Genomic DNA, 25,478 nt, shown 5'->3' with positions numbered 1-25,478 from the left:
TGTGCCGGCTCAAATAAGCGGCTTTGTATATCACAAAGCTGGCGTTTTTCAAGGGTAAGCTCTGCCATTTTATTCACCGGCCTTTAGTATTTCATCAAAAAATCGCCCTTCACGACGATACGTTCGGCAGATTTCTTCTGCCATCTCAATACCTTTCAAACGGTTTGTCTCGCTTTCCCGTTTCAGTTCATTTCGATCAGCTTCAGACAGCTCCTGTTCGTCGAGAATGGTTATGTTTTTGCAAGCTTTCTCCGTAAGAGCCAGATACTGTTTACCAAGTTGAAGCGCAGAAAGGCTATTGACCAGCGCAAGGTCAGTAATTTCTCCATTGAAAAACCGGTCAAGAGTTAAATTATAACATATGCCCACCAAAAATACAATTCTATGCATTGCCCAAGAGTTTCCTGTAAGTTGATTTTTTCAACTTAAATCAACTATAAATCGATTGTAGCTTTGCTGCCAGCCGGTATAATAAAGGTAGAGGTGATGAAAATGAAAGAAATCAATATTGGAAAAATGATTATAACCAAACGTAAAGAAAAAGGGATCACGCAGGATGAACTGGCGGCCTACATGGGCGTCTCCAAAGCATCCGTCTCCAAATGGGAAACGGGACAGAGCTATCCGGATATCACATTCCTGCCCCAGCTGGCGGCCTATTTTAATATTTCCATAGATGATCTGATGGGCTATACGCCCCAAATGACCAAAGAGGAAATCAAAAATCAATACCACCGACTGGCCGATCAGTTCTCTTCCCGCCCTTTCGACGAAACCTATTCGGCATGCAGCCAGATTGTCCGCAAGTATTACTGCTGTTTCCCTCTGCTGCTGCAAATGGCGGTGCTCTATATCAATCATTCCATGCTGGCGCCTCACGGCAAACAAAAAGAGGTTCTGGAAGAGGCTCTGGCTTTGTGCCGCAGGGTCAAAGAAGAAAGCGGTGATGTCTTTTTATCCAAGGATGCGGCAATGGTGGAAGCGGCCGCTCATATGATGATGGGCCAGCCTCAGGAAGTCCTTCATCTCTTCGGGGAAACGCTGCGCCCCATTCCCCAGGAAACCGAGTGCATGGCGCAGGCTTACCTGATGATGGGAAAAACAGACCAAGGGCGGGAAGCACTCCAGGCAGCCATCTATCAGCATTTGATCGCATTGGAAGGTAATATGGCCCAGCTCCTTACCCTGCCCGATCAGAGCCCCGAGCGGCTGGATGAAATCCTAAGTCGCCTCCTTGGCGTAGCCGAGCTCTTTGAACTGGAAAGGCTTCATCCCAATGTGATGGCCCAATCCGCCCTCACTGCGGCCCATACATTCTGCGGCTTGGAAAATCGGGAAAAAGCCCTTCAGATGCTGGAGCTTTATGTAAAAGTTTGTGAGCATTTCGCACCTTTTACGCTGCACGGGGATGCCTTTTTCGATTCCATCGATCCCTGGCTTGCTGATTTTGATCTGGGTAACCAGGCTCCCCGCAGCGAAGAGGTAATAAAAAAGAGCTTGATCCAGAACATTGAACAAAACCCGGCGCTGTCCATCCTGACAGATACTCCGGAGTTTCAAACCATTGTCACAAAACTGAAAGCAATCTTAGGAGGTAACTGATATGAACGATTATACGGAATATATGCCATTTCTCATTCCCCTGGCTGTTTTAGAAATCGTTTTGGCCCTTGTGGCCCTGGTACATGTTCTCAGGCATCCCCATTATCGGTTCGGAAACCGCCCTCTCTGGATCCTGATCGTGGTGCTGGTGCAAATCATCGGGCCGGTCGTCTATTTTGCCTTTGGAAGAGGTGATGAATAATGGATACCCTGTGCATCGACGGGCTGACAAAGAAGTTCGGGGCGCAGACGGTCCTCGACCGAATTTCTCTTTCTGTGCCTGAGCATTCCATTTTCGGATTTTTAGGTCAGAACGGAGCCGGAAAAACGACTACCATGAAATTGATTCTAGGTTTATTAAAAGCCGATGAGGGGCAGATTACAATCCTGGGCGAGACGGCCTGCTACGGCCAGACGCCAACCAACCGGCTGGTGGGATACCTGCCCGATGTGCCGGAGTTTTACGGATACATGCGGCCAGCGGAGTATCTGAAGCTATGCGGAAAGATAGCCGGGCTTCCGAAAGAGGAAATTCGCCTTCGTACAGAAGAACTTTTGCATTTGGTAGGTTTGGAGGATACTAAGAAAAAAATCCACGGCTTCTCCAGGGGAATGAAACAGCGGCTGGGAGTTGCTCAGGCACTGCTTGGAAAGCCAAAACTGTTGATCTGTGATGAACCTACATCTGCTCTGGATCCAGTCGGCAGACGGGAACTATTGGATATTCTCAGTCAAGTCAGAGGGCAGACAACCGTCCTCTTTTCGACCCATATTCTATCCGATGCGGAACAAATATGCGACCGCATCGCTATCCTCCATCATGGACGGCTGGCACTCTGCGGAGAGCTAAATGAGCTCAAAGCAAAAAAGGCTCAAAATGCACTTTTCGTCAGCTTTTCATCGGCTTCCCAGGTCTCTGAACTGACCTCGTCCCCATATTTGCTGCCCTACTTGGAACAGATGGAAGTTCAGAGCACTTCTGTGACCATCCGCTGTACCAGGATTAAGGAGCTAAAGCAGGCTGTCTTATCCGCTCTTTATGGAAAGAGCTTATTTCCTGTCAAAATGGAGATCCAGGAACCGACTTTAGAAAGCATTTTTATGGAGGTGGTACAATGAATGGATTGATTGCCTTTACTGGCAAAGAGCTTTGCGAATCCTTTCGGACTTACAAATTGATTATTCTGGGGATCGTCTTTCTTCTCCTGGGAATCATGAATCCCCTTTCCGCTAAATTAATGCCGGAGCTGATGGGTTCTTTCCTCCCTGAGGGTATGTCCATGTCCCTGGCCGAGCCTGCGGCTATCGACTCCTGGATGCAGTTTTTTAAAAACGTGCCGCAGGTTGGGCTGATCGTCATGGTAATCCTGTTCAGCACCATGCTTTCAGGTGAGCTGAACCGCGGAACTCTGGTAAACATGCTGACCAAAGGGCTCTCCAGAAGCAGTGTGATTCTGGCAAAGTTCATCTCCGCTGCCGTAACTTTTTCAGCGGCCTATCTGCTATGCTTCGGGGTTTCCTTTGGCTACACTGTCTATTATTGGAGCGATCCTGTCAGCCGCCTGCCGCTGTCCATTGCCGCCCTTTGGGCCTTTGGAATTTTGTTGATCGCCTCGCTCCTTTTGGGCGGTGTCTTGTTTCGGTCCGGCTATGGAGCCTTGCTCTTCACCGGCGGTTTTACTGTCTTGCTGTTTCTCCTCAATCTGATCTATGATCTAAAACGATTTAATCCGATCCGGCTGGCATCGGACAACGTATCGCTGCTCAATGGTCAGATGACCGGATCGGATTTTACCGCTGCCTTTATCATCTGCGGGCTGCTGGCTGCAGGGTTTCTTTTGGCGGCAATCGCCATCTTTAACCGCAAGCAGATTTAGATGGAAAGATTGCACCTTCAGGCAGCCTATTGACTTAAATCGGGAAACTTTTATTGAAAGTTTTCATCTTTTACGCAAAGTTGTGGGTTTACGGGACCTGATTTAGAAAAAAAGGAAGCCTGGACGCTGCAAAGCCGATCTGAGGGGCCGCAACCGTTGAAAATTGCGTAAATTTCACATGATTTTCTAAATTTTTTCTTTCTTAAAAGAACACCGCTCCGCCGTTGGGGCTTACAAACTGGCCGCAGAAGAAGTTTCCTTCATCCGATACCAGGAGCACCGCGGCGGCGCTGATTTCTTCCACTTTTCCCAGCCTTTGCAGCGGAATATCCTTTTCTTTTTCCACCCATTCCGGTTCCATGTCCGCCAGAATCATATCCGTTTCAATGGGGCCTGGGGCTATGATGTTCACTAGAATCTCGGGAGCCAGCTCCAGCGCCAGACACATGGTAAAGGAATTGATCGCGCCCTTGGCGGCGGCGTAATGACCGTACCCGGCCCTGCCTTTCTTGGAAAGCTCGGAAGAAATGTTGATCATCTTGCCCACCGGCTTTTCCGGACCTGTTTCAATCAAGGGGATAAAATGCTTGCAGCTGAGGAACACGCCCCGCAGATCGGTGTTGATTACCCGGTCCCATTCGCTGGTTTCCATCTCCGTAACCGGCACTTCCAAACCGATAGTCCCTGCGTTGTTGACTAAAATATTGATCCCACCAAATGCCTCTTTCACCGATTGAGCCATTCTCTTTACATCCTCTTCCTTGCCTGCATCCGCCTGAACAGCCAGCGCCTTTACACCGTATGCCTCGATCTCCTTTACGGTTTTTTGCGCCGCCTTTTCATTGCTGCGGAAGGAAAAGGCAATGTCCGCACCTTCCGCGGCCAAGGCCAGAGCGATCCCTCTGCCGATTCCCCTGCTGCCGCCGGTGATAACGGCGACTCTGTTTTCCAATTTTCTCATTTTACTTACCTCGATTCTATAAATAATACGGCGTGCAGCGATATTCTCCGCCGCTGACCGTCACATGCCGCCCGCTGAAAGCCCGGCCCCCAGCCTCAGTTGCCATAAAAGCGGCCATGCTCGCGATTTCATCGGGACGGGCGATTCGCTGCATAGCGATATCCTTTGCATACATCGCTCTGACTTCATCCAGAGAAATTCCCAGATCGTCAGCATCCACATTGAGCTGAGGCGTATCGATCACCCCTGGTACAATGGTACAGACTCGGATGTTATCCTTTTCATATGCCCTGGCCAGATATTGGCCCATGGTCAGTATGCCCGATTTGGAAGAGCCGTAGCCTGTGGCGTTGTTCCAGCCCACGGTTCCGAAAAAGGAACTGATGAGAACGATCGTGCCGCCGCCCCTTTGCCGCATCTTAGGGATTGCTTTGCGGATACAGGCCATATGTCCGGTCAAATTGATCTTAATCTGCTGCCACCAACTGCTTTCTTCGCTCTCTAAAAATGGCGACATGCTCATACCGGCCGCGTTGCAGACCAATACATCCAGCTTTCCGTAATGTCGGCATGCTTCCTCGATGACCTTCTCCGCAGCCGCCGGCTCCTGTAAATCGCCCATGGCGGTTTTGGCTCCCGTCTGTTCTGCAACCCGCCTTACCTTATCATTGAGCCTTCGTCCATTGATGATTACCTTTGCCTTTTCCCGGGCAAACTCCCGCGCCATCGCTTCACCGATGCCCTGTGTTCCGCCGGTGATAAAAACGACGTTTCCTTCCAATTCCTTATACCTCATCGCTTGTCACCTCCTGTTTCTTTGCGCCTCCGATGGAAATTACTTGCGCTGCCGTATATGTATCCTGGTCCGCAAGGTAAAATACCGTTTCCGTAAGGGCTGCCAAATCGATGGGAACATTGGGTGCCAAGGCGTTGACCAGCACATTGTCTTCCGCCACTTCCGCGCCAAAGCATTTGGCAAATCCGTGGAGCATGCCGGCGGCCGAAGCCTCCATGATACACTCCCGTTCTTCCCAGCGATAGTCGGGCGCCAGTAAAATGATTTTTCCTGATTTCCGTTTGACCATATAGGGCGCCTCTGCTCTGCATAGATTGGCTGCTCCGCCGAAGATGGTCTTCATAACCCGCTGCCACCCTTTCATATCGGTCTCTTCAAATCCGGTTTCCAGGGTAACTCCCGCGCTGTGAAATACCGCATCCAAAGGCTGCTCCCCTTCGATGAGCCGGATCACTTCCAATACCGCTTTTGAGTCCCGCATATCGCATGGATAGCTGCGGTCCGCACTTGGGCAATCCCCAGTAAGATCAAGGCCGATGACGTTCCAGCCCCGCTGCCGGAATAACCGGGCCGCCGCTCCTCCGACTTTACCGCCGCATCCTGAAATCAGGATTGATTTATTGGTTTTCATCTTTTTCCTCCTTTCGGTCTCTCGGTCTGATATAGGCAAAATAGTAGATCAGCGCCAGTGCCAGCAAACCTCCCACAATGGCCAGATCCTTTGCCGTCTGCGAAGTGATCGCCACCACCAGAAACAGAATGACGATGATGGATGGTATGGGAAACAGCGGCATCTTGAATGGACGAGTCGATTCTTTGTCCCTCAGCCTGCTGTTGATGGATCCGATTGCGATCAAAAGATAAACCGTCGCTGCTGCCATCCCGCCGAATGTAATCAAGGTTACGATATCGGAAGCAAAGACCAGAATGCAGTCAACTGCTGCGATGAGGATGGTAGCTGCCCACGGCACCTTTCCTTTTCCGGAAACCTTCATCAGCGCGCTGTTCATTTTTCCCGGCCAGATGCGGTCCCGTGCTCCCGTGTAGAGCACCCTTGCCATATAGTTGATGATGACCACCAGGCAGCCAAAAGACGAAATGATGATTCCTGCATTGATGATGGTTGCGCCGATGGCTCCCATATAGGATTCCGCCGTGTAAAGAAGGGGGGATTCATTGCTCAGGAAAGCAAATAGATCGGGTGCCGCGACCATTCCCATAATCAGTACGACGACAATGATCACTGCTGTTGTAGCCGCTGAAATAAAGACCGCCTTTCCCACATTCCTGCAGGAACCCTTGGTTTCCTCTGAAAAGCCCAGGGATGCCGGATAACCGTCGATGGCTGCGCAGAGAATTCCGATTCCCATCAAAACCGCTGCGAAGGTCACAGGAACCGTTCCCGTACCGCTCTCATTGAGCATTTCCGCGTTAAACAGCACGTCTCCCAGAGATCGCTGCGGGTTGGCGAAGCAAACATACAGGAAAACAAAGATGACAGCCATTTGCAGAGCCAGAAAGATTTTCGCCACTCGATTGCTGGTCACTATGCTGTTAAGTCCGATGAGTAAAGCGATGATCAGCGTTATGGCGGAAATGGCGCTGCAGGCCAACGCTCCTTGGGGAAGCTGGGGAAAGAGAATCTGCAGGTACTGGGCCACGCCCATGGCGATGGACGGCGGATAAATAAACGCCTGAATCATAAAGGTAAACACTGCGATAAAGACCAGGGGTTTGGGGAGCACATAGCTGACAATCGAATATAGGCCGCCTGATACCGGATACATGGACCCCAGCTCACCCAATATGAGTCCGATTAAAATGACATTGATTCCCTGCAGGATCGCAGCCGGACCAGTGGCAATGCCCACTGTGGCAAAGGCGGCCAATGCGTAAACGAAAGCGGCCATGACCGGCGATACATTGGAAAGAGCCATCACCACATTTCCGAACACCGACAGCTTCCGGTCCAGCTCCTGGGGATACCCCAGCTGTTCCAGCCTCCGCTGTGCTCCATCTTCTTTGGAATCCACAAAGGGAAGGTTACTTTTTTTCATGAGAGTGCCTCCTTACGTACGTTCTCTGAGAATGTTTGCGTAGTTCTCTGCAATGTCGCGGGCCATCAGCTTTCCTTTGTCGGCGGAAGCGGTTCTGGCCGTTGCCAAAAGTCCGGTGGCCGGTACTTGACACCTTTCTGCCGGGTAAATGCTGTACCCCAGCTCTTTTGCGGGAGCATCCTCTGTAAACCGGTCCATGTGAACCAGGTCGGGCCGAAAATACAGGGTCAAAGAAGTTTCTGCGATGGCTGCGTGTTCCAGCGCCCATCCTGGAAATTCAACTTCATCAAAGACCTGATCCATCACTGGCTGGGAAATCTGATCCCACCAGCTGCTTTCGATAAAGGTTACATCTTTGTATGTTCTGGACAACAGATCTACGGCTTCTAGGATAAAGGCTTCGTTTTCAAAGTGTCCGTTCAAAATGAATATTTTTTTGATCCCGTCGCGGATCAGTTCCTCACAAACATCGGAAACAAGGGATGTCAGAGTTTCTCCGTTGAGATCCAAAGTTCCCGGAAACAGCGGGCCGCCCCCGGATAAAGGCGCTGATTTATATCCGTAGCAAATGGGAGGCGCTACGATTCCATCCACTTTCTCCGCCACCATCTCGGCCAAACCGGTGGAAATAATGGCGTCTACCGACAGCGGCAGCATGGGTCCGTGCTGCTCTGTGGAACCCACCGGTAAGATTACGATAGCCTCCTCTTTTTTCTTTTGGAAATCCTGCCAGGTCATTTCCTGCATAAATACGCTCATTTTCTTACATCTCCTTTCTACTTGCCCGACTTTTTCAGAGCAATGAGGCTGATAAATTCAAAGACCAGATTGGCGGCCAGGAAGGCTGTGATCTGGGTCGGATCGTAGGCCGGCAGAACTTCCACCAGGTCATAGCCGACAAAATTCAGTCCTTTCAGTTTGCGGACCATATCCAGGGATTCTGCGCTGGTGAACCCTCCCACCTCAATGGTACCCGTTCCCGGCGCATAAGCCGGATCCACAAAATCAATATCAAAGGTCAGGAAGGCCTTATGATCGCCCACTCTTTCGATAATTCGGCGGATTACTTCCGCAAGCCCCAGCTCACGCATCTCAAAGCTGGTAATCACCTCAAAGCCCAGGTCCGCGGAACCGTTGAGATCATCTTCCGAATAGAAGGTCCCTCGCATACCGATCTGAATGGAATGGGTTACATCGATCAGCCCTTCCTCCAAAGCCCGTTTGAATACGGTTCCGTGGTTGTATTTCTTTCCGAAATATGAATCGATGGTGTCAAAGTGGGAATCGAAATGAACCAAAGCCACCGGTCCATGGACGCTTGCGATGGCCCGCAGTTCACCCAGGGTAATAGAGTGGTCCCCTCCCAGGCAGATGGGTATGACGCCGGCTTTGACAATCGGCATCAGGCCCCGGACCATTTGCTGGTACGTGTCTTCAATGAACCCTGGAATCACCGAAACATCTCCGTAATCTACGCCGGAAAGTTCATCTACCACATTGATCCGCTGAGGCACGTTATAAGGCTTGATCAGTGAGGAGATATCTCGGATGGCGGCGGGGCCGAATCTGGCTCCCGGCCGATAGGTGGTTCCTGTGTCGAAGGGTACGCCGATGACTGCATAGTCGATGTCCTCCGTTGTCTTAACATTGGGAAGACGCATAAAGGTTTTGATTTCCGCAAACCGCGGTGTCTCCAAAGAATTTAATGGAACATACTTTTTCATAATAGCCTCCTTTAAGTCAGTTGTTGTGTTGCCATATTAAAACAGCAAGTATTATGCCAATTGATTGAATAGATTGAAAATTTCGCATTCAGTTGCAATCAGCTGTTTTCCCGCCGCCTTTTCTTTTTTGTTTATAAAAAAGGAACACAAAAACGTGCAGTTTTGCATCGTTTTTGTGTTCCTGTGTTGTTTTTCCATTAATTTCAATGAATTTATCCGTTTTCGGAAAAATGCAAAAATGCACGCAAATCGTGCATTTTTGCCCTATTTTAGTAAATTTTCATATTTGTCTAGTTTTCTTCGGATGGTGGTCGCATCAATTCCCAACCTGTCAGCGGCCTTGGGAATCGACCCTTCCCTTTCAATGGCCAGCTTTAACAGATGTTGGTCGTATTTTGCCAGAGCGGTTTTGTAATCCTCCGTTCCCATATCGTCGAAGGGAAATGCTCCTGTCTTTCCCCGCAAAAGATGTACGGGAAGGGACTTCACGTCGATTACATCTTCCTGGGTACTGACCAAAATTCGTTCAATCAAGTTTTCCAGCTCGCGGATATTTCCCGGCCATTCATATTCCAGCAGCAAATCTTTCACCTCTTCGGTAAGCTGCTTGCAAAATCCGTAATGTTTGTTGAGCTTTTCCGTAAGCCGTAATGTCAGCGGCAATATATCCTCTCGCCTTTCGCGAAGGGCCGGAATGCGGATCGGCACCACGTTGAGGCGATAATACAGATCTTCCCGGAATTCTTTATCCCGTACTTTCTGCGTCAGTTCCACGTTGGTTGCGGCAATAATCCGCAGCTCCAGTTTCTTTACCAGCTTTCCTCCCACGGGAACAATTTCCCGGTGCTGAATGGCCCGCATGAGTTTGGGCTGCATGGACAGCGGCATTTCGCCAATCTCATCCAAAAACACCGTACCTCCGTTGGCCAGTTCCAGCAGCCCGGCTTTTCCTGTTTTTTCCGCTCCTGTGAAGGCTCCCTTTTCGTAGCCGAACAGCTCTGATTCAAACAGGGATTCTGGGATGCTGCTGCAATCGATTTTGATAAAAGGGCCCTGGGCGCAATTGCTGTTATTGTGAATGAACTCGGCCAAAAGGCCCTTGCCTACGCCCGATTCCCCTGTAATGAGCACCGTCGAATCGACTTTAGCCACATTTAAGGCCAGGCGGATAATCTTCTGCATGGCCGGGCTTTTGGCGATGAAATCCGGCTGCTTGCCATGCTGCTGTTTCAGTAACTCCAACTCGATCTGATACTGTTTTGCCAGCTCTTCCTTTACTGATAATTCTCGTTTTAGTTCATTGAGATCGGTAATATCCCGTGAATTGACCACGATTTTATCGATCGATCCGTCTTCCTTGAACGTGGGAGTACCTGTGGACAAAAGCTGGTTTCCGTTTTTAGCAGTCTGTATGATGGTGGTCGGTTCCTTTGTTTCCAAAACTTTTAGTGTCACGGATTCCGAGTAAACTCCGTTTGCTACAAGCTCCTTAATGGTTTTGGTCATCGCCTCTTCCCGCGATATGCCCTCAATTCTGGTACATGCATTATTTATATATAAGGTGTTTCCCTGGTTATCTAAAATATGAATCCCATCGTAAGACGATTCAAAGGCGGTTTTTAAAATTTCCACCTCTTTGTCCATATCCAGTCCTTTCACGGCCTACCTCCCAGTCTATCGCAGTTTTTCTGCACATCGCTGAAGCGTTTTTGCCTTGTGTTTTGAGGTTTTTTTCCTTGGTCTCTCAATCTGGCAGCATTTTTAAATAGGTATCCAAACGTTCATTTACATATCCTGCAAACAGCTTTTCCATTGCAGACAGATCACCTTTCACATGATACGCATCAAAGGCATTGTAGTAAGCAATTCGGTCGGTAAACTTGATGTCAATAGGCGGATACCCAGCCTTCATCAGTTCAAGGTTAACCAGCAGCCGTCCAGTTCTTCCATTCCCATCAGGCAATACCACATTGAGACCCCGCAAGAAAACGATAGTTAATTTCTACTTTTTGCTTACGATCTTTGCCGGTTCCCTCTGCCTGATACACATAAATGTTATCAATCAATTCTACCAGCATAGAACGGTTCAGCTCTGTTACAGTTTCATACTTGCGTATGGTTTCCAAAAATTGATTGGTGCTCTGGGTTTTCTTTTCCTCGGCTATGATCCTCGCTTTCAAGTCATTCCTCTTTTGGGTGAGCTCTTTCTGCTCGTTCTCATAAGCCGACGACATTTTCTCGAAACGTTCATCTGAAATCTTCCCCAAAGCATTCTGCTCAAAGAGCTTCATAATTACACTGTCAATTTCCGCAATCCGTTTTTCAGCTATTTCCAAGTCCTGCCTGAATTGCTTGATTTTCTGGCCGCCGCCTTTTTCGCTCAATTCGTGCATTTCTTCGATGAACTGATCGCCCAGGGCTTCCATGCTCTTAATGTGTTTCTGAATATCCCCCATAACAATCTGCTGTAATGCGTCATACGAAATTGCATGTGTCGTACAAAGATTGCTGTTTCTCGCATAGGTCCTGCAGCGGAACCGGGGCTCCCTTCCATTGGGATTGGAAAACGCCATATTGCGGCCGCAATCTGGGCATTTCACAAGTCCTACAAACATATTAGGGCGTCCTGTCTTGTTGGGCCGTTTCTTCACGCTGATAAATTTCTGTACCAGTTCAAAGGTTTCCTCGTCTACGATAGCTTCATGGGTATTTCGGACTATGATCCATTCCTCTTTAGGAACCGATACCAGTTTTTTGTTCTTAAATGATTTTGTCTGTGTTTTATGGGACACCATGTGACCCAGGTACACTTGGTTCTCCAAAATCATTTTTACATTTTTTCCTACCCAGTCTGTCGGGAACTTGAATCCGGTGCTTGTGTCCAGTGTTCCGTTCTTCATTGCCCTGTACGCTCGCGGGATTAAGATTCCATCCTCACATAGTGCCCTCGCAATCTGATGTACACTGTTTCCTTGCTTCGATAATTCAAAAATATGCTTGACGGTGGGCGCTGTTTCCGGGTCAACCAGTAACTGACGTTTGTTCTTTGGATCGACCATATAACCATATGGGGCAAAGGAACCGCAAAACCCGCCATTCAAAGCCATTGTTTTCTTGACGCTGCGGATTTTCTTTGATGTGTCACGGGCATAATACTCATTCATAATGGATTTGAACGGCATCATTTCGTTTTCATCGAATCTTGTGTCAACGTCGTCATTCAGGGCAATAAACAAAATGTCATTGTTGGGGAAGATTTCTTCCACATAGTACATGAACATGGCATTATTTCGCCCGAAACGCGACATATCCTTAACCATGATACCGGTTGGCCTTGTATCTTCCATAGCATCCTTAATCATACGGTTCAGGTCTGGCCGATCAAAGGTCGTACCGGAAATTCCGTCGTCCACATATTCGCCAATCACTTCAAAGCCTTTTTCCTTTGCGTGATACCTTAACATCTGCAACTGATTGGTAATGCTGTTGCTTTCCTTATCAGCATCCCCGTCATCTTTGGATAAACGTGCATATAATCTAACTGGAAGTTTTGTCTGCTGTTTTAACATTTCTGCTCCTTTCCAACAGCAAACAAACTACTCTGTACTCTATGATTATACCATGTTTCCAAACTTTTTTCAGCCATTTGCTGCGTTATTTTTTCGGCTAACTGGCACTGTTCTCCTGCTCAATTTCCTTTTGTATCAGTCTTTTTATCAAATGCTGCAACTGGACCGTTCCAGAAAAAATTGCGGTTACATAAAATGTCGTGTTCCCGATCTGGATCGTGTCTGACTGCTTTTGGTTCTCCATGTTCCACCTCTTTTCCGGGTAACAAAAAAGCACCATCGCTGGCGCTTTCCTGTCATTTTACATTTAAAATTTTCCGCGAATACTCCCTGTCCTGCAGGTCAAGCTCCGCATAGACCATATTGTTGTCATTAAGTTCTGTCTGGCCCGTCTGAATACAGGCTGTATCAAGTATCCGGTTTATCCATTTCCCTTTTTCTGTATCAGGGCTTTCGTGGATATGCCCGTGCAAGGAAAGCAGCGGCTGTTTCTCTTTCAGGAAATCATAAATATCCACAGAGCCTATATCCAAATCCTGATACAAAAGCTGCCCCAGCCTCAATCCGGCAGGAGTCATGTGCATCACATAGACTGTCTGCCTGGGATTTTCCGGTTCCGGCAAATCTTTCAGAATATCACACATAAGCAGAAGTTCTGTCCTTGAATACTCCAGCCAGTTATATATCCTGTCATAGCCGTATTCATTGGAAATACCGGCGACAGGGCTTAGCTGCCTCTGCGGGATATAATGCGTTTCTGTGACAACCCTGTCCTTGCACCCGAAAGGATGGTCTAAAATATGGTTCATTCCAATAAACTCATATTCACCGACACGGACCTTTTTACCGGCTATATTATGGATATTTCCAAATTCCCCGCAGACTGCATCAAACAGTCCATCTACCGACAAAAGATCGTCATTCCCAAGCATGGCGAGATATGTAATGCCGTGCTTTTCAAGTTCCGAAAAATAATCCCTTAAAAATCCATTGATAAACGACGGCTGCTCCAGATGTCTTTCTCCGAGTTTAGGAAGCATATCCCCGCCATTCACAATGACACTGATATTTTTCTCAATAGCAATGTCCAGCGATTTCCTGTATTTATTTTTATCCCCATGCAAATCTGTAACATATAATATTTTCATGCCGCATACCACCTCTTGTTAATTTCAAAAATCCGTCTTTCTGATTATACCATATCAGGTGACGACTTTCAGCGTATTACTTTGCCTTTATCGGAGATATGCTGTATCGTCCCCCCTTTCCGTGATTTCTGTATTCTTTCATCAAAACCACATGAATAAGTCGGGCCTGCGCTCTTACAGTCACAGACCCGGCCCATTGTATCTGATTTCGATTAACTGCCGTATTTGCCACGCCCCCCGGCAAGCCCTGATCTACCAGGGCGGGGCTGTTACAGGCTGCGGATAGCGTCACCGCATCATAGCCCCGCATACGCCGCCGCTTTGCCAGAGCTGGCGCACGCCGCAGGAACTCTCCCCAAGTCTTTAGGGAGCCGTGAAGAAGTACCATTATGATCTGTGCCGTCGTCGCGTCCGGCCTGCCACAGCCGGTTTTGTGGGTTGCGTTTATCGCTCGGACAATCTGGATTCATCACCTCCTTAGGCTGCCTGTCGCCGCGCCGCCCCATCTGCCGCTCGGAACACAGAATGAAGTACCTGTAACAGCGTATATTCGGTTGTCAAGGAGCAAGCGAGGGGGTGTGGCAGTTATGACAATATTTCAGTTGGGCGGGCCGGAGCATGTGCTGCACGGCCACACCCACCAGGCTTGTCCTGCCTAAAAATATGTCCCTCTATTATTCATTTCATTTTTGAGGGTTATTTTCGGGGGCTGGATCAAATTTCTTCCAAAATTTTTTTCAGACGCCGGAGCCCGCGCTGGATTCCTTCATGCACAGAGCTTACCGCCGAGTGTTCGCTTTTGGCAATTTCCGAAAGGCTCATGCCAAGCAGATAATGTGAGCATATCCGGTTCCTCTGCTTTTCAGGCAGCAAGGCAATGGCACGGTACAGCCTCGCATGTTCTTCCTCCTGGATCAGAATATCTTCCGGTGCCAGTACGATCACAAGGGCATCATGTTCAACATTCTTGTCATAGTCCAAGGAAAAATATGCTTTATGACGGTATGTACGCAGAAAATGCGCTGCCTCGCTTAATTTGTATTCCCGAAGCAGATCGGCCACTTCGTCCGGCACTTCAACCATAGCGTCCTGTGTATAAAACGGGTAGTAATCCCGCAGATTGATTTCTTTCATGGGTAATTCCTCCAATTTCGATTTTTTAGGTTGGTAAGCATAATCGAAATCAGAGGGTGGGGAGCGGCAGCGCGGATAACCCTTGTTGTAACAGCCGCTTATATATGAAATACGCGCCCATAGAAGAATGGGCGCGCAGGAAGGTGTATGATATAAAACTATTGTAAATTCGGCCAAACTTAAAAACGCCGCAATCCACACCACATGGATTACGGCGCATAAAGCTCTATATGTAAAATAACCATTCTGTTGAATATTCCCCTTTGGCAGCATTTATCAGCCCTCCCCGAAAAGGAAGCGCAGAAGGCTTATCCCTCGTCAGCCTCCTTTTGGGGAGATTATACAGGGGCAAATGCTATGTTCTTTCCTGAAACATCATAGTTTTGGTAAGGCTTATATAAAATGTGTTTTGAGGTAATCACGGTCTCGAACGGATTTTACAAAAGAGCCCATATTATAATAAAGGCCACAAGACAAATAAAATTGTCTCATGGCCTTTATCACAATACTTCAAATTTATAACCAACGCCAATAATACTTTTGATGTAGTCCGGGGAATCAGATGTAGTTTTCAGTTTCCTCCGCAGATTACTCACATGGTTATTGACGGCTTTACGGGAATAGTAGGAATAATCCTCATTCCAGACCAATTCCATAATCAGTTCATAAGTAAATACCCGCTTCGGGTGTGTGATTAATAAAGCAAGAATGTCAAATTCCTTAGCTGTTAATTTGATTTCCTGCTCACCAATATATACAAGTCGCTGCTCTTGGCAGAAGTATAAATCACCCATGCGAATCTCTGTAAACGGTTCATCAATGACTGTCTGTCCCCTATTAGTTTCGGAAATGGCGAATGGGCTGTCGGCAGGATTCTTCTGTTGCTTTTGAGAATCAAGAAGATAATTTACTAACTCCTGACGCTGACGGGCGCTTAACAACACAAGCAGCTTTTCCGCAATTCTGCCGCCAGATTCAGATATATCAAATACGGCTAATTTCCCATATCACCACCCCTTTCACTACTGTATTCTAAAATTTATCTACAAAATGCTACCCTTCTTGAGTTATAGATGTTGACTACATTCAGTATATACTTAAAAAATCATACCGTCTTGTACGGTAATCACGCGGCTGCTACTCTTAGCTGCATCCGGCGAATGTGTTACCATAATGATTGTCTGGCCGCTATTTTGGTTAATCTCACGCAGCAGGTTCATAATCTCGGCCCCGGTCTTGCTGTCCAGATTGCCAGTCGGCTCGTCTGCAAATAGAATTTCGGGGTTCCCGATCAGAGCGCGGGCGATTGCCACGCGCTGCTGCTGACCGCCAGATAATTCGCGGGGCTTATGCTTACGGCGATTAGATAAGCCGACAATCTCTAAAATTCGATCGAGCTGCTTTTTGTAGTCGCCCATCTTCTTGCCGTCCAGGAGCAGGGGCAGCATGATGTTTTCTTCTACATTCAGGTTGGGAATGAGGTTATAAAACTGAAAGACAAAGCCAATTTTCTGCCGCCTGATACGGCTCATTTTTTCATCCCCAAAACGCGAAATATCCGTACCATTCAAAAGGACATGGCCGCTGGTTGGAGCATCCAGACCTCCAAGAATATAGAGCAGCGTGCTCTTTCCTGAGCCGGACGGCCCCATAATAGACACAAATTCCCCCTGCATGACCTGTAAGGAAATATCTTTGAGTACCTTTGTGGTGGTGTCACCAAGGCGAAAATCTTTTATGATATGTTTTCCCTCAACGGTTATATTGCCAACAAATGATTTCATTTGAAAAAACCTCCCATCTTCTTGTATTATTCAAATTTGATTTCTTCCACCAGCTTCATGCGGCGGCTTTTAAAGATCGGAACAACAGAGCCAAGAAGGGTCACAATCATTCCCATGCCGCCAGCGGTCAGGAATGTAACTGCATCCAGTTCCGGCACCATCGAGATTTTAGGGCCAGCCACAAGAAAAATCGTCTGAATTTCCATATAGGAAACAAAAATTGCTATAACAGCTCCGATCAGGCCAGAAGAAAATCCCTCAATCAATGTCATTTTCATGTTCTGCCGGTTAGAAAGTCCCACAGACTTATACATGGCAATGCTTCGCCGCTTTTGAATATAGTTAATCAACAGGTTATTGATAATCCCCACAGCAGCCAGTAAAAGGATAAAATAGGTCATGCTGTGCATAGGCCGCAAAAAAGCTCCCACAGTAGACAGAGCATCTGTGTTAAATTCCTCCACCGTCCGGCTCCAATTTGATGTTTCGCCAAACAGGTCCCGAATTTGTACCATAATAGCGTCCGGGTCTGCGGCGGTATAGGCGAGGAAGTCATAGGCAGAGGCATCAAAATCGGAAACTGCATAGGTGGAAGAAATCAACGCTTCCACATCCGTAGCCCTTGATTTGAAGCTGCCCACTACCAGATAATTGTTTTGTCCAGTGCCGCAATTCAGGGAAAGAGTATCACCTATGTCAAAACCGGTGCGCTCCATGCAGCTTTCACTTAACAAAATAGCTCTTTCCCCGTCAAAGGCTGAAGCAGCTTTTTCTTCCATGCCTTTTTCCGTATAGTGGAGTGCCAGCATGGAGCTGTACCATTCCAGATTATCAGTTGCCTCCAGGCGGCTAAAGGTCATACCGTCTGCCTGCATCCGATTTTCATATACAAAGACAGGAAGTACCTTTTCAATCCCATCCATATCCTTAACCTGCTCTACAAAGTCCGGCTCCATGTACCCGTCTGCAAAGCCTTGCAGCTCGGCCCCATTGAAAACATCGCTTACATAGGTGGTTACAAAATTCCCTACAACAGTAATAGCAATCACAGCAGAAATGCTGATAAACAGCAATGTGATATTTTGCGAAGTGTTTTTGTTATCCCGCATATTCCGGGCGGCTAATCTGCCCTCATTACCCAAGACCGCGCCGTAGAAATATTCCAGTCCCGCAGAGATCAAGTTCGTCAGCAGCGGAACAATCAAAATTGTAGCGGCAATCAGCCCCAGCAAAGAGAATCCACCGGCCAGATACAGCATATTTCCTGATGCCAGCTTTGGAAGAATAACCGAAATTACAAAAAGCACAACACCAGCGCCAACAATAAATCGCCTGGGGATATGTTTTTCTTCCACGCTGCCAAGCACCACATCCTTGATTGGCAGGCGGCTCGCCCGGCGTACCGGAAGCCATGCGGAAAGTAAAGACACGACTACTGCAACGGCAAAGGAAAAAATGATGCTGAATGGAGAAATTACAATAGGAATCTCAATGCCCTGCGAAAGAGATTGACCCATCCCCTGTAAAATCAGTTTCAAGACCACCGTTCCCACCGGAATACCAATCAGGCCACCCATAACACCATACAGTGCACTTTCCAGCAGAAGAATATGGGTCACAGCCTTTTGTGTAGCTCCAATACTGCGGAATGTTCCAATCACCGGCAGCCGGTCTAAGGTGATTACCTTGTAGCTGCTGTAAATGATAAAGACACTCATTGTCAGGGAGAAAAAGCTAATCAGGAAAAACGGCATGGATTTTTGTCTTGCATCTGCGGTGATCTGTGCCTCGTTTACTACTTCGGACACTTTATATTCACCGTCAGGAAGTGCCGCCGCCAGCTCATTTTTCAATTCAGCGGTAGTCGTTCCCCCGGCCGGTTCAATGAGAATTTCTGTATATCCGTCTGTCTTTCCTAACAGCTCGGACAATGTAGATAAAGGCAAAAGGGCGGTTGCACCTCTTGTATGCCGGAGAAAAACCGTATCGTAGGCAGCAATCCCCGCCACCTCTAAAGTGATCGGCTGTCCACCAATTTGCAGCGTGATTGTATCACCTGCTTTAATTCCATATTTTGAAGTAAAGCGGTCTGGCAAGATCACCTGATTGCCAGTAAAATCCGTAATTTCGCCGCCATTTGCTAAACGAGGAGGATTGATTTGATTGAGCTGGGTAAGGTCAGCCGCTATCAAGTCAATGGCTTCATAATAACCGTTTTCGTGGTAAAGAGCCGAACTCTCCAACATTCCAACGCTGGCGCTGATTGAGGATAATTCCGGCAGGACGCTGAAATCAATCCCTCCATCTGCCGCACTTACAGATAATGTCGCGCTACCAGCCATACCGCGAGCCATTTTCCTCTGTGCGCTTTCATACGATGCACCAATGGAAAAGGATACGAACAACAAGGTTGTAGAAAGTAAAATTGACAGCAGCATAACAGCCGTTCGTGTTTTTCTCTCTTTGACATTTGTGAAAATGTATTTCAATATGATTTTCAAAATAACACCTACTTTCTATCGGATAGGCTTGCACCATCCACTAATGCGTTCTCGATTGCTTTTAACACGGTATTGCTGGTAAGGGTAGCGCCAGAAATGGCGTCAACTTCTAATGACTGTTCGGAACATACCGCCCCGGCGATCTGTTCAGCCTGCTCCATATAGGAGGCTTTATGCTCCACAACCTCAATACCGATAATTTTATGGTTTTGTATCTCAACTTTAACGACAGCAAATAGAATTTTGTTCTGGCATACCCCGATATACTCACCATCTGCAATCGTGTTCAGATCAACTGTGCCTATATCCAAAACTTGCGGGCGTAATAAGAACGCCACAAGGATAAAGCCGACACAGAGTGTAGCCGCAATCGTCAGAAAATATGGAACAACCTTTTTTGTTTTTTCTTTCACGTTGTCACCCCCCTTATAAATCAAGAAAAAGGTTGGTAGCTATCACTAAAACAATGATAGCCTGCCAACCTTAATCTAATTTTCAGGCAACCTTAATTAACCTTAACGGAGAGAAAATTCAATTTGAAATGTAGTCCCGACAGTAGGAATACTGGAAACGGAAATTGTGCCGCTGTGTATCTCAATAATACCTTTGGCAATAGCCAGTCCCAATCCGCTTCCCTCTGGTTTTTGTTCGGTGTTGGTTCCACGATAATAGCGGTCAAAAAGATGTTCAGTTGTTTCTGGTTCCATTCCTTTTCCATTATCGGCAACATAAATTTCCAATGTGGAATCAGATACCAACAGACGCAGAGTAACTTCGGTATGTTCTTCCCCATGCACAAAGGCGTTAATGATTAAATTCCGAAAGGCTCTTGTTAAAAGCGTCTGATCGAATGAGTACAAAACGATTTCTTCTGGACTTTCAAAATGAATGGTACGGTTTTCATATTCAGGGGTATTCAAAATATCAATCGCCAGTTCTTTTAGAAAACGCACGATATTCTTTTCCTCCCGGTTGATAGGGAGCATACCATTTTCTAATTGATAGGTCAGCTTCAGATCGTCAATAAGTGTTTCCATATAAGAAATATTTTTTAGCATAATTCCAGCATAACGCCTGCTCTGTTCCTGACTTTTCCCGCCGGTTTCTTGTAGAATCTCCGCATACCCTTTTAGCGGGGAAAGCGGCGTTTTCAAGTCGTGGGTGATATTGGCAATCCATTCTGCACGCATTTTGTCGGTCTGTACTCGCAGTTGATCGCTGGCTCTGATTTCTGAATCCAACGTGTTCAGACTATCATACAAATCATGGAACACACCGTGGTCTTGAACCGGAAGAAAGCTGCGGGCAGAAATTTCTTGAATAGATGTCGTCAGCCGCTTCATTGCCTTTGTTGTAAAAACTCCATAGAGAACGCCCGAAATAAGGACAAGCAAAAGCATAGCCGAAAGGATAGGTAAAATGATGGTTTTACCTCCTGCAAACCGTTCCCCATTGACGTACATTGTGACTTTAGAAACATCCACAGGGAAATACAGAATATAAATATAATCTGTTCCGGCGTTGGAGGCTATTCCAACAAAGGCGGTAGTTTCGCTGTTTTCTAACTTTCCCGCTTGAAAGAGCTGCAGCAATTCCGCACTGGAATATGTCGTATTGGCCTGCTCCGGCTCCTGATAACTGAATACTTCACAGCCGGAGGGGTCTAAAATCTGGATGCCAACCCCATTGTCCCGTAACAATGCTATTCCTGCCTGCTTAATCTGCGGCGCAGCTTCTATGAAAATAATCTGATCTTTGAAATCTTCTGTAAATGTTTTAGGCCAGTCGCTTCTTGCGATTATGCCATCTGGTGTCTGAATGGAAATCGTCATAAAAATAAGACATCCTGCCAATAAAACAGCTCCCAGCAACGACAGAAAGAAAATCAGGTAAATATGAAATATCGTGCGATAGCCTGATCGTTTCATTTAATCAATCCTCTTTTTGAGCTTGTAGCCCAAACCTTTCACGGTGATAAGCTGCTGTGGGGCAGAGGGGTTATCCTCAATTTTTTCCCGCAAATGACGGATATGCACCATAATAGTGTTATCACAAATGCTGCTGTACTCACCCCATACCTGTTCATAAAGCCGTTCTTTACTGATAATTTTATCTGCATTTTCCATGAGGTAAGACAGTAGTAGAAATTCACGGCCAGTCAATCCGATTTCCTGTCCGGCTTTATAAGCCCGGAAGCTTTCTTTATCAATAGAAAGCGGTCCAGCGGTCAAACAGACCGCGTCATTCACGGCAAGAGCTGTTTGATATTGTTGGCGGCGTAGTTGGGCTTTGATACGGAACACCACTTCACGAGGGCTGAATGGTTTTGTAATGTAATCGTCGCCACCGTAAGACAGGCCGAGAATCTTATCAATATCATCATTTTTTGAGGATAGAAACAGGATGGAGCAATAGGAAAATTCCCGGATTTGCTTGCAGACTTCCAGACCGTCAACATCAGGCAGCATAATGTCCAAAACAATCACATCCGGCTGATATTCCCGGCAAATGTTCAAAGCATCCAGCCCGGTATAGGCTTTCTGAACAGAGTGAAATCCCTCTTTTTGTAGTATTTCCTCTAACAAATCAACAATATCCTTTTCATCATCAACCAGTAAAATTTTGCTTTCCATTTTGGCACCTGCTTTCTTTTCTTCGGCCATCCATAGGTTTTTGTGCTGTTTTTGGAATAAGCCATATTGTTGCCATCTTCATAGCTCCAGGAATACGTCCTGCGGTACATAGATAATTTATCCTTCGGGGAGTAATGCCCCATTTTTCACTTGCTTCTTTCAGAGTCATGTAATCCATATCGCATACCTCCAGCATTCTTATTATAGTTCTTTTGCTCGAATAATACAACAGGAGATTGCAGTCTCTAATAAAGGCCACAAGGCAAGCAGAACCTTACCTTGTGACCTTTGTTATGTCACTTCAAATTTATAACCAACACCAATAACACTTTTGATGTAGTCCGGGGAATCAGGTGTAGTTCTCAGTTTCCTCCGCAGATTACTCACATGGTTATTGACGGCTTTTCGGGAATAGAGCGAATAATCCTCATTCCAGACCAATTCCATAATAAGCTCATAAGTAAATACACGCTTCGGGTGGGTGATCAACAAAGCAAGAATGTCAAATTCTTTAGCGGTTAATTTAATTACCTGCTCGCTAATACATACAAGCCGTTGCTCCTGACAGAAGTATAAATCGCCCATTTGAATCTCTGTAAACGGTTCATCAATGGCTGTCTGCGCCCTATAAGTTTCAGGAATGGCGTATGGGCTGTCAGCCGGATTATTCTGTTGCTTTTGGAAATCGAGAAGATAATCAACTAACTCCTGACGTTGGCGGGTGCTTAACAGCATGAACAGCTTCTCCGCAATTCTACCGCCCGGTTCAGATATATCAAATACAGCTAATTTCCCATGTTGCCACCTCCTTTCCGTCAGCGTGGGTATTTATTCTTTTACCATCAACTAATACTCCTGTTGTGTTGTTATGCTCTATGCCGAAAATTCCTTTTAAGCGTTATATAATTTTCTATATTGTTTCGGAGTCACCCTGATATATTTTTTGAAAAAATTAATAAATTGTCAACACGGAAAAATGAGATGAAATAAAACACTATATAAACTCTAGTTATCTTCATTAGGGCTTGTCGAATATTGTGGTTTCATTTCCTGTTATGACGGTATACGCTTTCTGAGATTGATGAGGCTACATACATCATCCATAATTCCTCTATCCCGTACCTCCAGCATCAACCATTTCTGTCTATTTCCAGTTTTTGTGTTTTTGAATACTGTCTGCACATAGTCGGAACATTGCGGCATAAGAAACTCTGCCTCCATAAGTTCATGACTTCCTACAACCACGAGAGCGATAAAATAGCCTTGCATTGGATAGAGCGTACAAAGTGACTTTCCACCTTTTTTATACTTAATATTCCAGCCTGCCTGCATGGAACAACGGCTGTATTCCATGCAGGGCCTGGTCCGATAGGTGAACTGGATACGGTTATTAAAATCTGTCCATAACGGATTGTTAATGTATTCCGTGACTTGCTCCAGCGATGGAGGTTGTTCATTTGAATATAGCGCATTCCAATCCATCATAAATTCCTCCTTAGCTTTTATTTTTCAGTGGCAGGGGCTTAACCCAAATTTCCATACAAGCCATACCCTCTGAGCCACGATAATACTTTTCTGCCGAGAAAGGCTCCGTGGTTAAATTGTGGTGGGGCAGCCATATACCAAAAAGGTATTTGCTGGCCTGATCTAAAGCGACCGTCACCAAATCCTCAAAATTTTCTGCTTCGACTCTGCAAACGATGTATTCTCCTGCCGAGAGTTCTCTCTTAACAAAACCATCCTGTAGCCGATCCGGAATATTTTGAACAAGGCCACCTGCAAAATAAGTGAAAAGGTTTTGTGAAGTACCTTCCGTATGGGACATTCCCATTTCTACAGTAGTATTTAGATTGGCTTCGATTGAAGCCTTCTCCATGTGATAACGCTTCCAAAGCTGTCCTGGCACATCTACACCTGTGCTTTCACCAATCGGTATTTGTTCAGAAATGCGAACTTCCGTTTCCAGGCCGAGATAAATTTCCGGTTTTTCCAATGTCTTTCTCTGGATCTCCAAGACGATATTTCCTACCACCAGTGGAACCCCTTCGTCTACTAAAACATAATTCATGGAAACTTCCGGCTTGTCGAATGTATTGAGCATTGGTAAATCCCTCCTGTAGTTTTCAGGCGTAATCCCATACGTTTCCTTGAAAGCCCGTGTAAAATTCGCATGGCTTGAAAAGCCATAGTCCAAAGCAACGTCAAGAATCCTCTGTTCGGTACTTTTCAGATTTTCAATAACCTTTGCCAGACGGCGGAGCTTCACATATTCCTGAACCGGTTTATTTACCAGCCGCTTGAACAAGCGCTGAAAATAAAAGGGGGACAGACCTACAGTATCTGCCAGTTCTTCCGTTGAAATTTCTTTTGTCAGGTGTTCCTCGATATAAGTCAAGGATTGTTCGATTGCTTCATATGCGTGCATTGCGGCACCTCCTATATTTGATGTCCAAATTATATCATTTTATTTTTTGCCAGGCTTTTCACGCAATGCGCTTTTTGATTAGGAAAATGCGCTTTGTAAAATAGAAACCTTAAACCACCTCAATTCGTAAAGAAGTAATGTGTGTTACTTATTAACTGTTTCTGCTAATTTTTTTATTTCACTCTCGTTTATTTCTGGTTCAGTAAATCCCTCATTAAAGCCGTCAATCTTTTTCAAAGAATGAAACAATTTTCTATATAGAACATTCATTTTTTCGTAGTCCATCTTGCCGCCGACAGAGGTTACATAGGAAGCATGGTTTATTAGCTCTATGGGGTAAAGTGTTTCAAAAAATCCCTCTGTATCTTTCGGGGTATAGCAACAAACGAACAATCCAATCTTCATGTGTAATAGCTGTTTTAGATTGCGTTTACAAAATTGCGTAATTTCTTTTTGGATTTTACCCATATACACAGAACCACCAATAAAAACAGCGTCATATTGAGACAGATTGATTTTATCTGCTTTTGCTGAAAGTATGTTTACTTCACCATGAAGATAAGTCTTTAGGATTTCTGCGCATTCTTTTGTACAGCCGTATTTTGTGGCGTACACGATTGCAGTTTTCATTAAATCTCCTCCTTACGGTAAATCATGTCAAACTGTTCTATATGTTTTCCCAACATTTCTATTGCCTCTTTTTCCTTTTCTGCTATACCGTCATATTTATTGAGTAAAAGAAAAATTGGCGAAAAGAATTGTAATGCCATGACTTCGGGATTGGCTTGCCGCATGAAGCCTTGTTTAATCATTTCTTCAAATAGTTTAGCTTGATACGAAATAGCAGTATCAATATAAACTTCCCGATATATGCGGTCTATTTCCTCATTTTTGTATTTCTCAATGGAAAGCATTTTACGAAACTGTGAAGCATAGGGGTCTTTCAAGTAAAAATGAAAAATCTCACTACTAATTTTTTTCAAAACCTCGTTGCCACCCGTTGCGTATTCCCTTGCCATTTCTTGCAATTCGCCGTTAGGAAGCTGAAAAGAAGTAGCCGCATCCCTAAAACGTGATTGCATTGTGTCTACCAACGTATCAAAGATTTCTTGCTTGCTTTTGTAATGCTTGTATAAAGAGCTTTGCTTAATTCCGACTTCTGCCGCAATGTCACGCACTGTTACACCGTCATAGCCTTTATCAGCAAACAGCTTTAGTGATTCAAATAAAATGGTTTCTTTCGTATTTCTTTTCGCCATGCCAATAC

28 protein-coding genes are annotated in these 25,478 nt (G+C 46.0%); 4 read left to right on the top strand and 24 right to left on the bottom strand.

Translation table 11 applies throughout. The annotated features are described in order from the left end of the window. Positions 1–69: 69 nt before the first annotated feature. Positions 70–390: a DUF3990 domain-containing protein gene (locus LG211_RS12860; protein WP_253019780.1), complete on the bottom strand. Its 321-nt coding sequence runs from the start codon at positions 388–390 to the stop codon at positions 70–72. Between the two features lie 102 nt (positions 391–492). On the opposite strand from LG211_RS12860, the gene LG211_RS12855 reads away from it, so the two are divergent. From LG211_RS12855 to LG211_RS12840, 4 genes are read left to right on the top strand one after another with little or no spacing between them, the layout of a single operon-like run. Further along, positions 493–1,602, top strand: coding sequence for a helix-turn-helix domain-containing protein (locus tag LG211_RS12855; RefSeq protein WP_269477694.1), 1,110 nt, complete (start codon positions 493–495; stop codon positions 1,600–1,602). 1 nt (position 1,603) lies between these two features. Continuing rightward, complete coding sequence (locus tag LG211_RS12850) at positions 1,604–1,804, top strand: PLDc N-terminal domain-containing protein (RefSeq protein WP_269477693.1); 201 nt, start codon at positions 1,604–1,606, stop codon at positions 1,802–1,804. Further along, positions 1,804–2,721, top strand: a complete 918-nt coding sequence (locus LG211_RS12845) for an ABC transporter ATP-binding protein (protein ID WP_148395738.1) — start codon at positions 1,804–1,806, stop codon at positions 2,719–2,721. Before LG211_RS12850 ends, LG211_RS12845 begins: the two co-directional genes overlap by 1 nt. Continuing rightward, positions 2,718–3,479, top strand: a complete 762-nt coding sequence (locus tag LG211_RS12840) for an ABC transporter permease (protein ID WP_253019782.1) — start codon at positions 2,718–2,720, stop codon at positions 3,477–3,479. The genes LG211_RS12845 and LG211_RS12840 overlap by 4 nt, the downstream gene beginning before the upstream one ends. 202 nt (positions 3,480–3,681) lie before the next feature. On the opposite strand, the gene LG211_RS12835 is transcribed toward LG211_RS12840, so the two are convergent. From LG211_RS12835 to LG211_RS12725, 23 genes are all read right to left on the bottom strand, one after another. Beyond that, the gene (locus LG211_RS12835; RefSeq protein WP_148395740.1) at positions 3,682–4,440 is read right to left on the bottom strand and encodes an SDR family NAD(P)-dependent oxidoreductase; all 759 of its coding nucleotides are present in this window, start codon (positions 4,438–4,440) and stop codon (positions 3,682–3,684) included. Positions 4,441–4,456: 16 nt separating this feature from the next. Beyond that, positions 4,457–5,236 carry an SDR family NAD(P)-dependent oxidoreductase gene (locus tag LG211_RS12830; protein ID WP_253019783.1) on the bottom strand — a complete coding sequence of 260 codons (780 nt, stop codon included), beginning with the start codon at positions 5,234–5,236 and terminating at the stop codon, positions 4,457–4,459. After that, positions 5,226–5,867 (bottom strand): SDR family NAD(P)-dependent oxidoreductase, encoded by a 642-nt coding sequence (locus tag LG211_RS12825; RefSeq protein WP_269477692.1) that lies wholly within the window; start codon positions 5,865–5,867, stop codon positions 5,226–5,228. Before LG211_RS12825 ends, LG211_RS12830 begins: the two co-directional genes overlap by 11 nt. Further along, positions 5,854–7,293: an APC family permease gene (locus LG211_RS12820; RefSeq protein WP_148395743.1), complete on the bottom strand. Its 1,440-nt coding sequence runs from the start codon at positions 7,291–7,293 to the stop codon at positions 5,854–5,856. Before LG211_RS12820 ends, LG211_RS12825 begins: the two co-directional genes overlap by 14 nt. A 12-nt stretch (positions 7,294–7,305) precedes the next feature. Next, positions 7,306–8,052 carry a creatininase gene (locus LG211_RS12815; RefSeq protein WP_253019785.1) on the bottom strand — a complete coding sequence of 249 codons (747 nt, stop codon included), beginning with the start codon at positions 8,050–8,052 and terminating at the stop codon, positions 7,306–7,308. Between the two features lie 17 nt (positions 8,053–8,069). Then, positions 8,070–9,017 (bottom strand): agmatinase, encoded by a 948-nt coding sequence (gene speB, locus LG211_RS12810; protein WP_148395744.1) that lies wholly within the window; start codon positions 9,015–9,017, stop codon positions 8,070–8,072. A 264-nt stretch (positions 9,018–9,281) separates the two neighbouring features. Further along, positions 9,282–10,676 carry a sigma-54 interaction domain-containing protein gene (locus LG211_RS12805; RefSeq protein WP_269477691.1) on the bottom strand — a complete coding sequence of 465 codons (1,395 nt, stop codon included), beginning with the start codon at positions 10,674–10,676 and terminating at the stop codon, positions 9,282–9,284. Between the two features lie 85 nt (positions 10,677–10,761). Continuing rightward, positions 10,762–10,986: a Fic family protein gene (locus LG211_RS12800; protein ID WP_269477690.1), complete on the bottom strand. Its 225-nt coding sequence runs from the start codon at positions 10,984–10,986 to the stop codon at positions 10,762–10,764. Further along, complete coding sequence (locus LG211_RS12795; RefSeq protein ID WP_269477689.1) at positions 10,973–12,586, bottom strand: recombinase family protein; 1,614 nt, start codon at positions 12,584–12,586, stop codon at positions 10,973–10,975. Before LG211_RS12795 ends, LG211_RS12800 begins: the two co-directional genes overlap by 14 nt. Before the next feature lie 296 nt (positions 12,587–12,882). Continuing rightward, positions 12,883–13,734: a metallophosphoesterase family protein gene (locus LG211_RS12790; protein WP_269477688.1), complete on the bottom strand. Its 852-nt coding sequence runs from the start codon at positions 13,732–13,734 to the stop codon at positions 12,883–12,885. A gap of 714 nt (positions 13,735–14,448) precedes the next feature. Next, positions 14,449–14,868, bottom strand: coding sequence for a sigma-70 family RNA polymerase sigma factor (locus LG211_RS12785; protein WP_269477687.1), 420 nt, complete (start codon positions 14,866–14,868; stop codon positions 14,449–14,451). Positions 14,869–15,368: 500 nt separating this feature from the next. Beyond that, the gene (locus tag LG211_RS12780) at positions 15,369–15,812 is read right to left on the bottom strand and encodes a winged helix-turn-helix domain-containing protein (RefSeq protein WP_120486789.1); all 444 of its coding nucleotides are present in this window, start codon (positions 15,810–15,812) and stop codon (positions 15,369–15,371) included. A gap of 153 nt (positions 15,813–15,965) precedes the next feature. Beyond that, entirely contained in the window at positions 15,966–16,652 is a 687-nt protein-coding gene (locus tag LG211_RS12775) for an ABC transporter ATP-binding protein (RefSeq protein ID WP_269477686.1), read from the bottom strand. 26 nt (positions 16,653–16,678) lie between these two features. Continuing rightward, positions 16,679–19,090: an ABC transporter permease gene (locus LG211_RS12770; protein ID WP_417448607.1), complete on the bottom strand. Its 2,412-nt coding sequence runs from the start codon at positions 19,088–19,090 to the stop codon at positions 16,679–16,681. 71 nt (positions 19,091–19,161) lie between these two features. Beyond that, on the bottom strand, positions 19,162–19,566 hold the full coding sequence (locus tag LG211_RS12765) for an FMN-binding protein (protein ID WP_256165177.1): 405 nt from the start codon (positions 19,564–19,566) through the stop codon (positions 19,162–19,164). A gap of 102 nt (positions 19,567–19,668) precedes the next feature. Further along, positions 19,669–21,081: a sensor histidine kinase gene (locus tag LG211_RS12760; RefSeq protein ID WP_269477684.1), complete on the bottom strand. Its 1,413-nt coding sequence runs from the start codon at positions 21,079–21,081 to the stop codon at positions 19,669–19,671. Further along, positions 21,082–21,786 carry a response regulator transcription factor gene (locus tag LG211_RS12755; protein WP_269477683.1) on the bottom strand — a complete coding sequence of 235 codons (705 nt, stop codon included), beginning with the start codon at positions 21,784–21,786 and terminating at the stop codon, positions 21,082–21,084. Then, positions 21,761–21,964, bottom strand: a complete 204-nt coding sequence (locus LG211_RS12750) for a MerR family transcriptional regulator (protein WP_120486794.1) — start codon at positions 21,962–21,964, stop codon at positions 21,761–21,763. Before LG211_RS12750 ends, LG211_RS12755 begins: the two co-directional genes overlap by 26 nt. 113 nt (positions 21,965–22,077) lie before the next feature. Further along, positions 22,078–22,521 carry a winged helix-turn-helix domain-containing protein gene (locus LG211_RS12745; protein WP_269477682.1) on the bottom strand — a complete coding sequence of 148 codons (444 nt, stop codon included), beginning with the start codon at positions 22,519–22,521 and terminating at the stop codon, positions 22,078–22,080. A 318-nt stretch (positions 22,522–22,839) separates the two neighbouring features. Then, complete coding sequence (locus tag LG211_RS12740) at positions 22,840–23,271, bottom strand: DUF3788 domain-containing protein (protein ID WP_417448604.1); 432 nt, start codon at positions 23,269–23,271, stop codon at positions 22,840–22,842. Between the two features lie 10 nt (positions 23,272–23,281). Then, entirely contained in the window at positions 23,282–24,211 is a 930-nt protein-coding gene (locus LG211_RS12735) for an AraC family transcriptional regulator (protein ID WP_269477681.1), read from the bottom strand. A gap of 144 nt (positions 24,212–24,355) precedes the next feature. Beyond that, entirely contained in the window at positions 24,356–24,841 is a 486-nt protein-coding gene (locus tag LG211_RS12730) for a flavodoxin domain-containing protein (protein WP_117473303.1), read from the bottom strand. Then, complete coding sequence (locus LG211_RS12725) at positions 24,841–25,470, bottom strand: TetR/AcrR family transcriptional regulator (protein WP_269477680.1); 630 nt, start codon at positions 25,468–25,470, stop codon at positions 24,841–24,843. Before LG211_RS12725 ends, LG211_RS12730 begins: the two co-directional genes overlap by 1 nt. Between the last annotated feature and the right edge of the window lie 8 nt (positions 25,471–25,478).

The sequence above is a fragment of the Hominibacterium faecale genome, assembly GCF_020734085.1.
GTDB lineage: Bacteria > Bacillota > Clostridia > Peptostreptococcales > Anaerovoracaceae > Hominibacterium > Hominibacterium faecale.
This window is presented reverse-complemented; position numbering and strand designations above follow the sequence as displayed.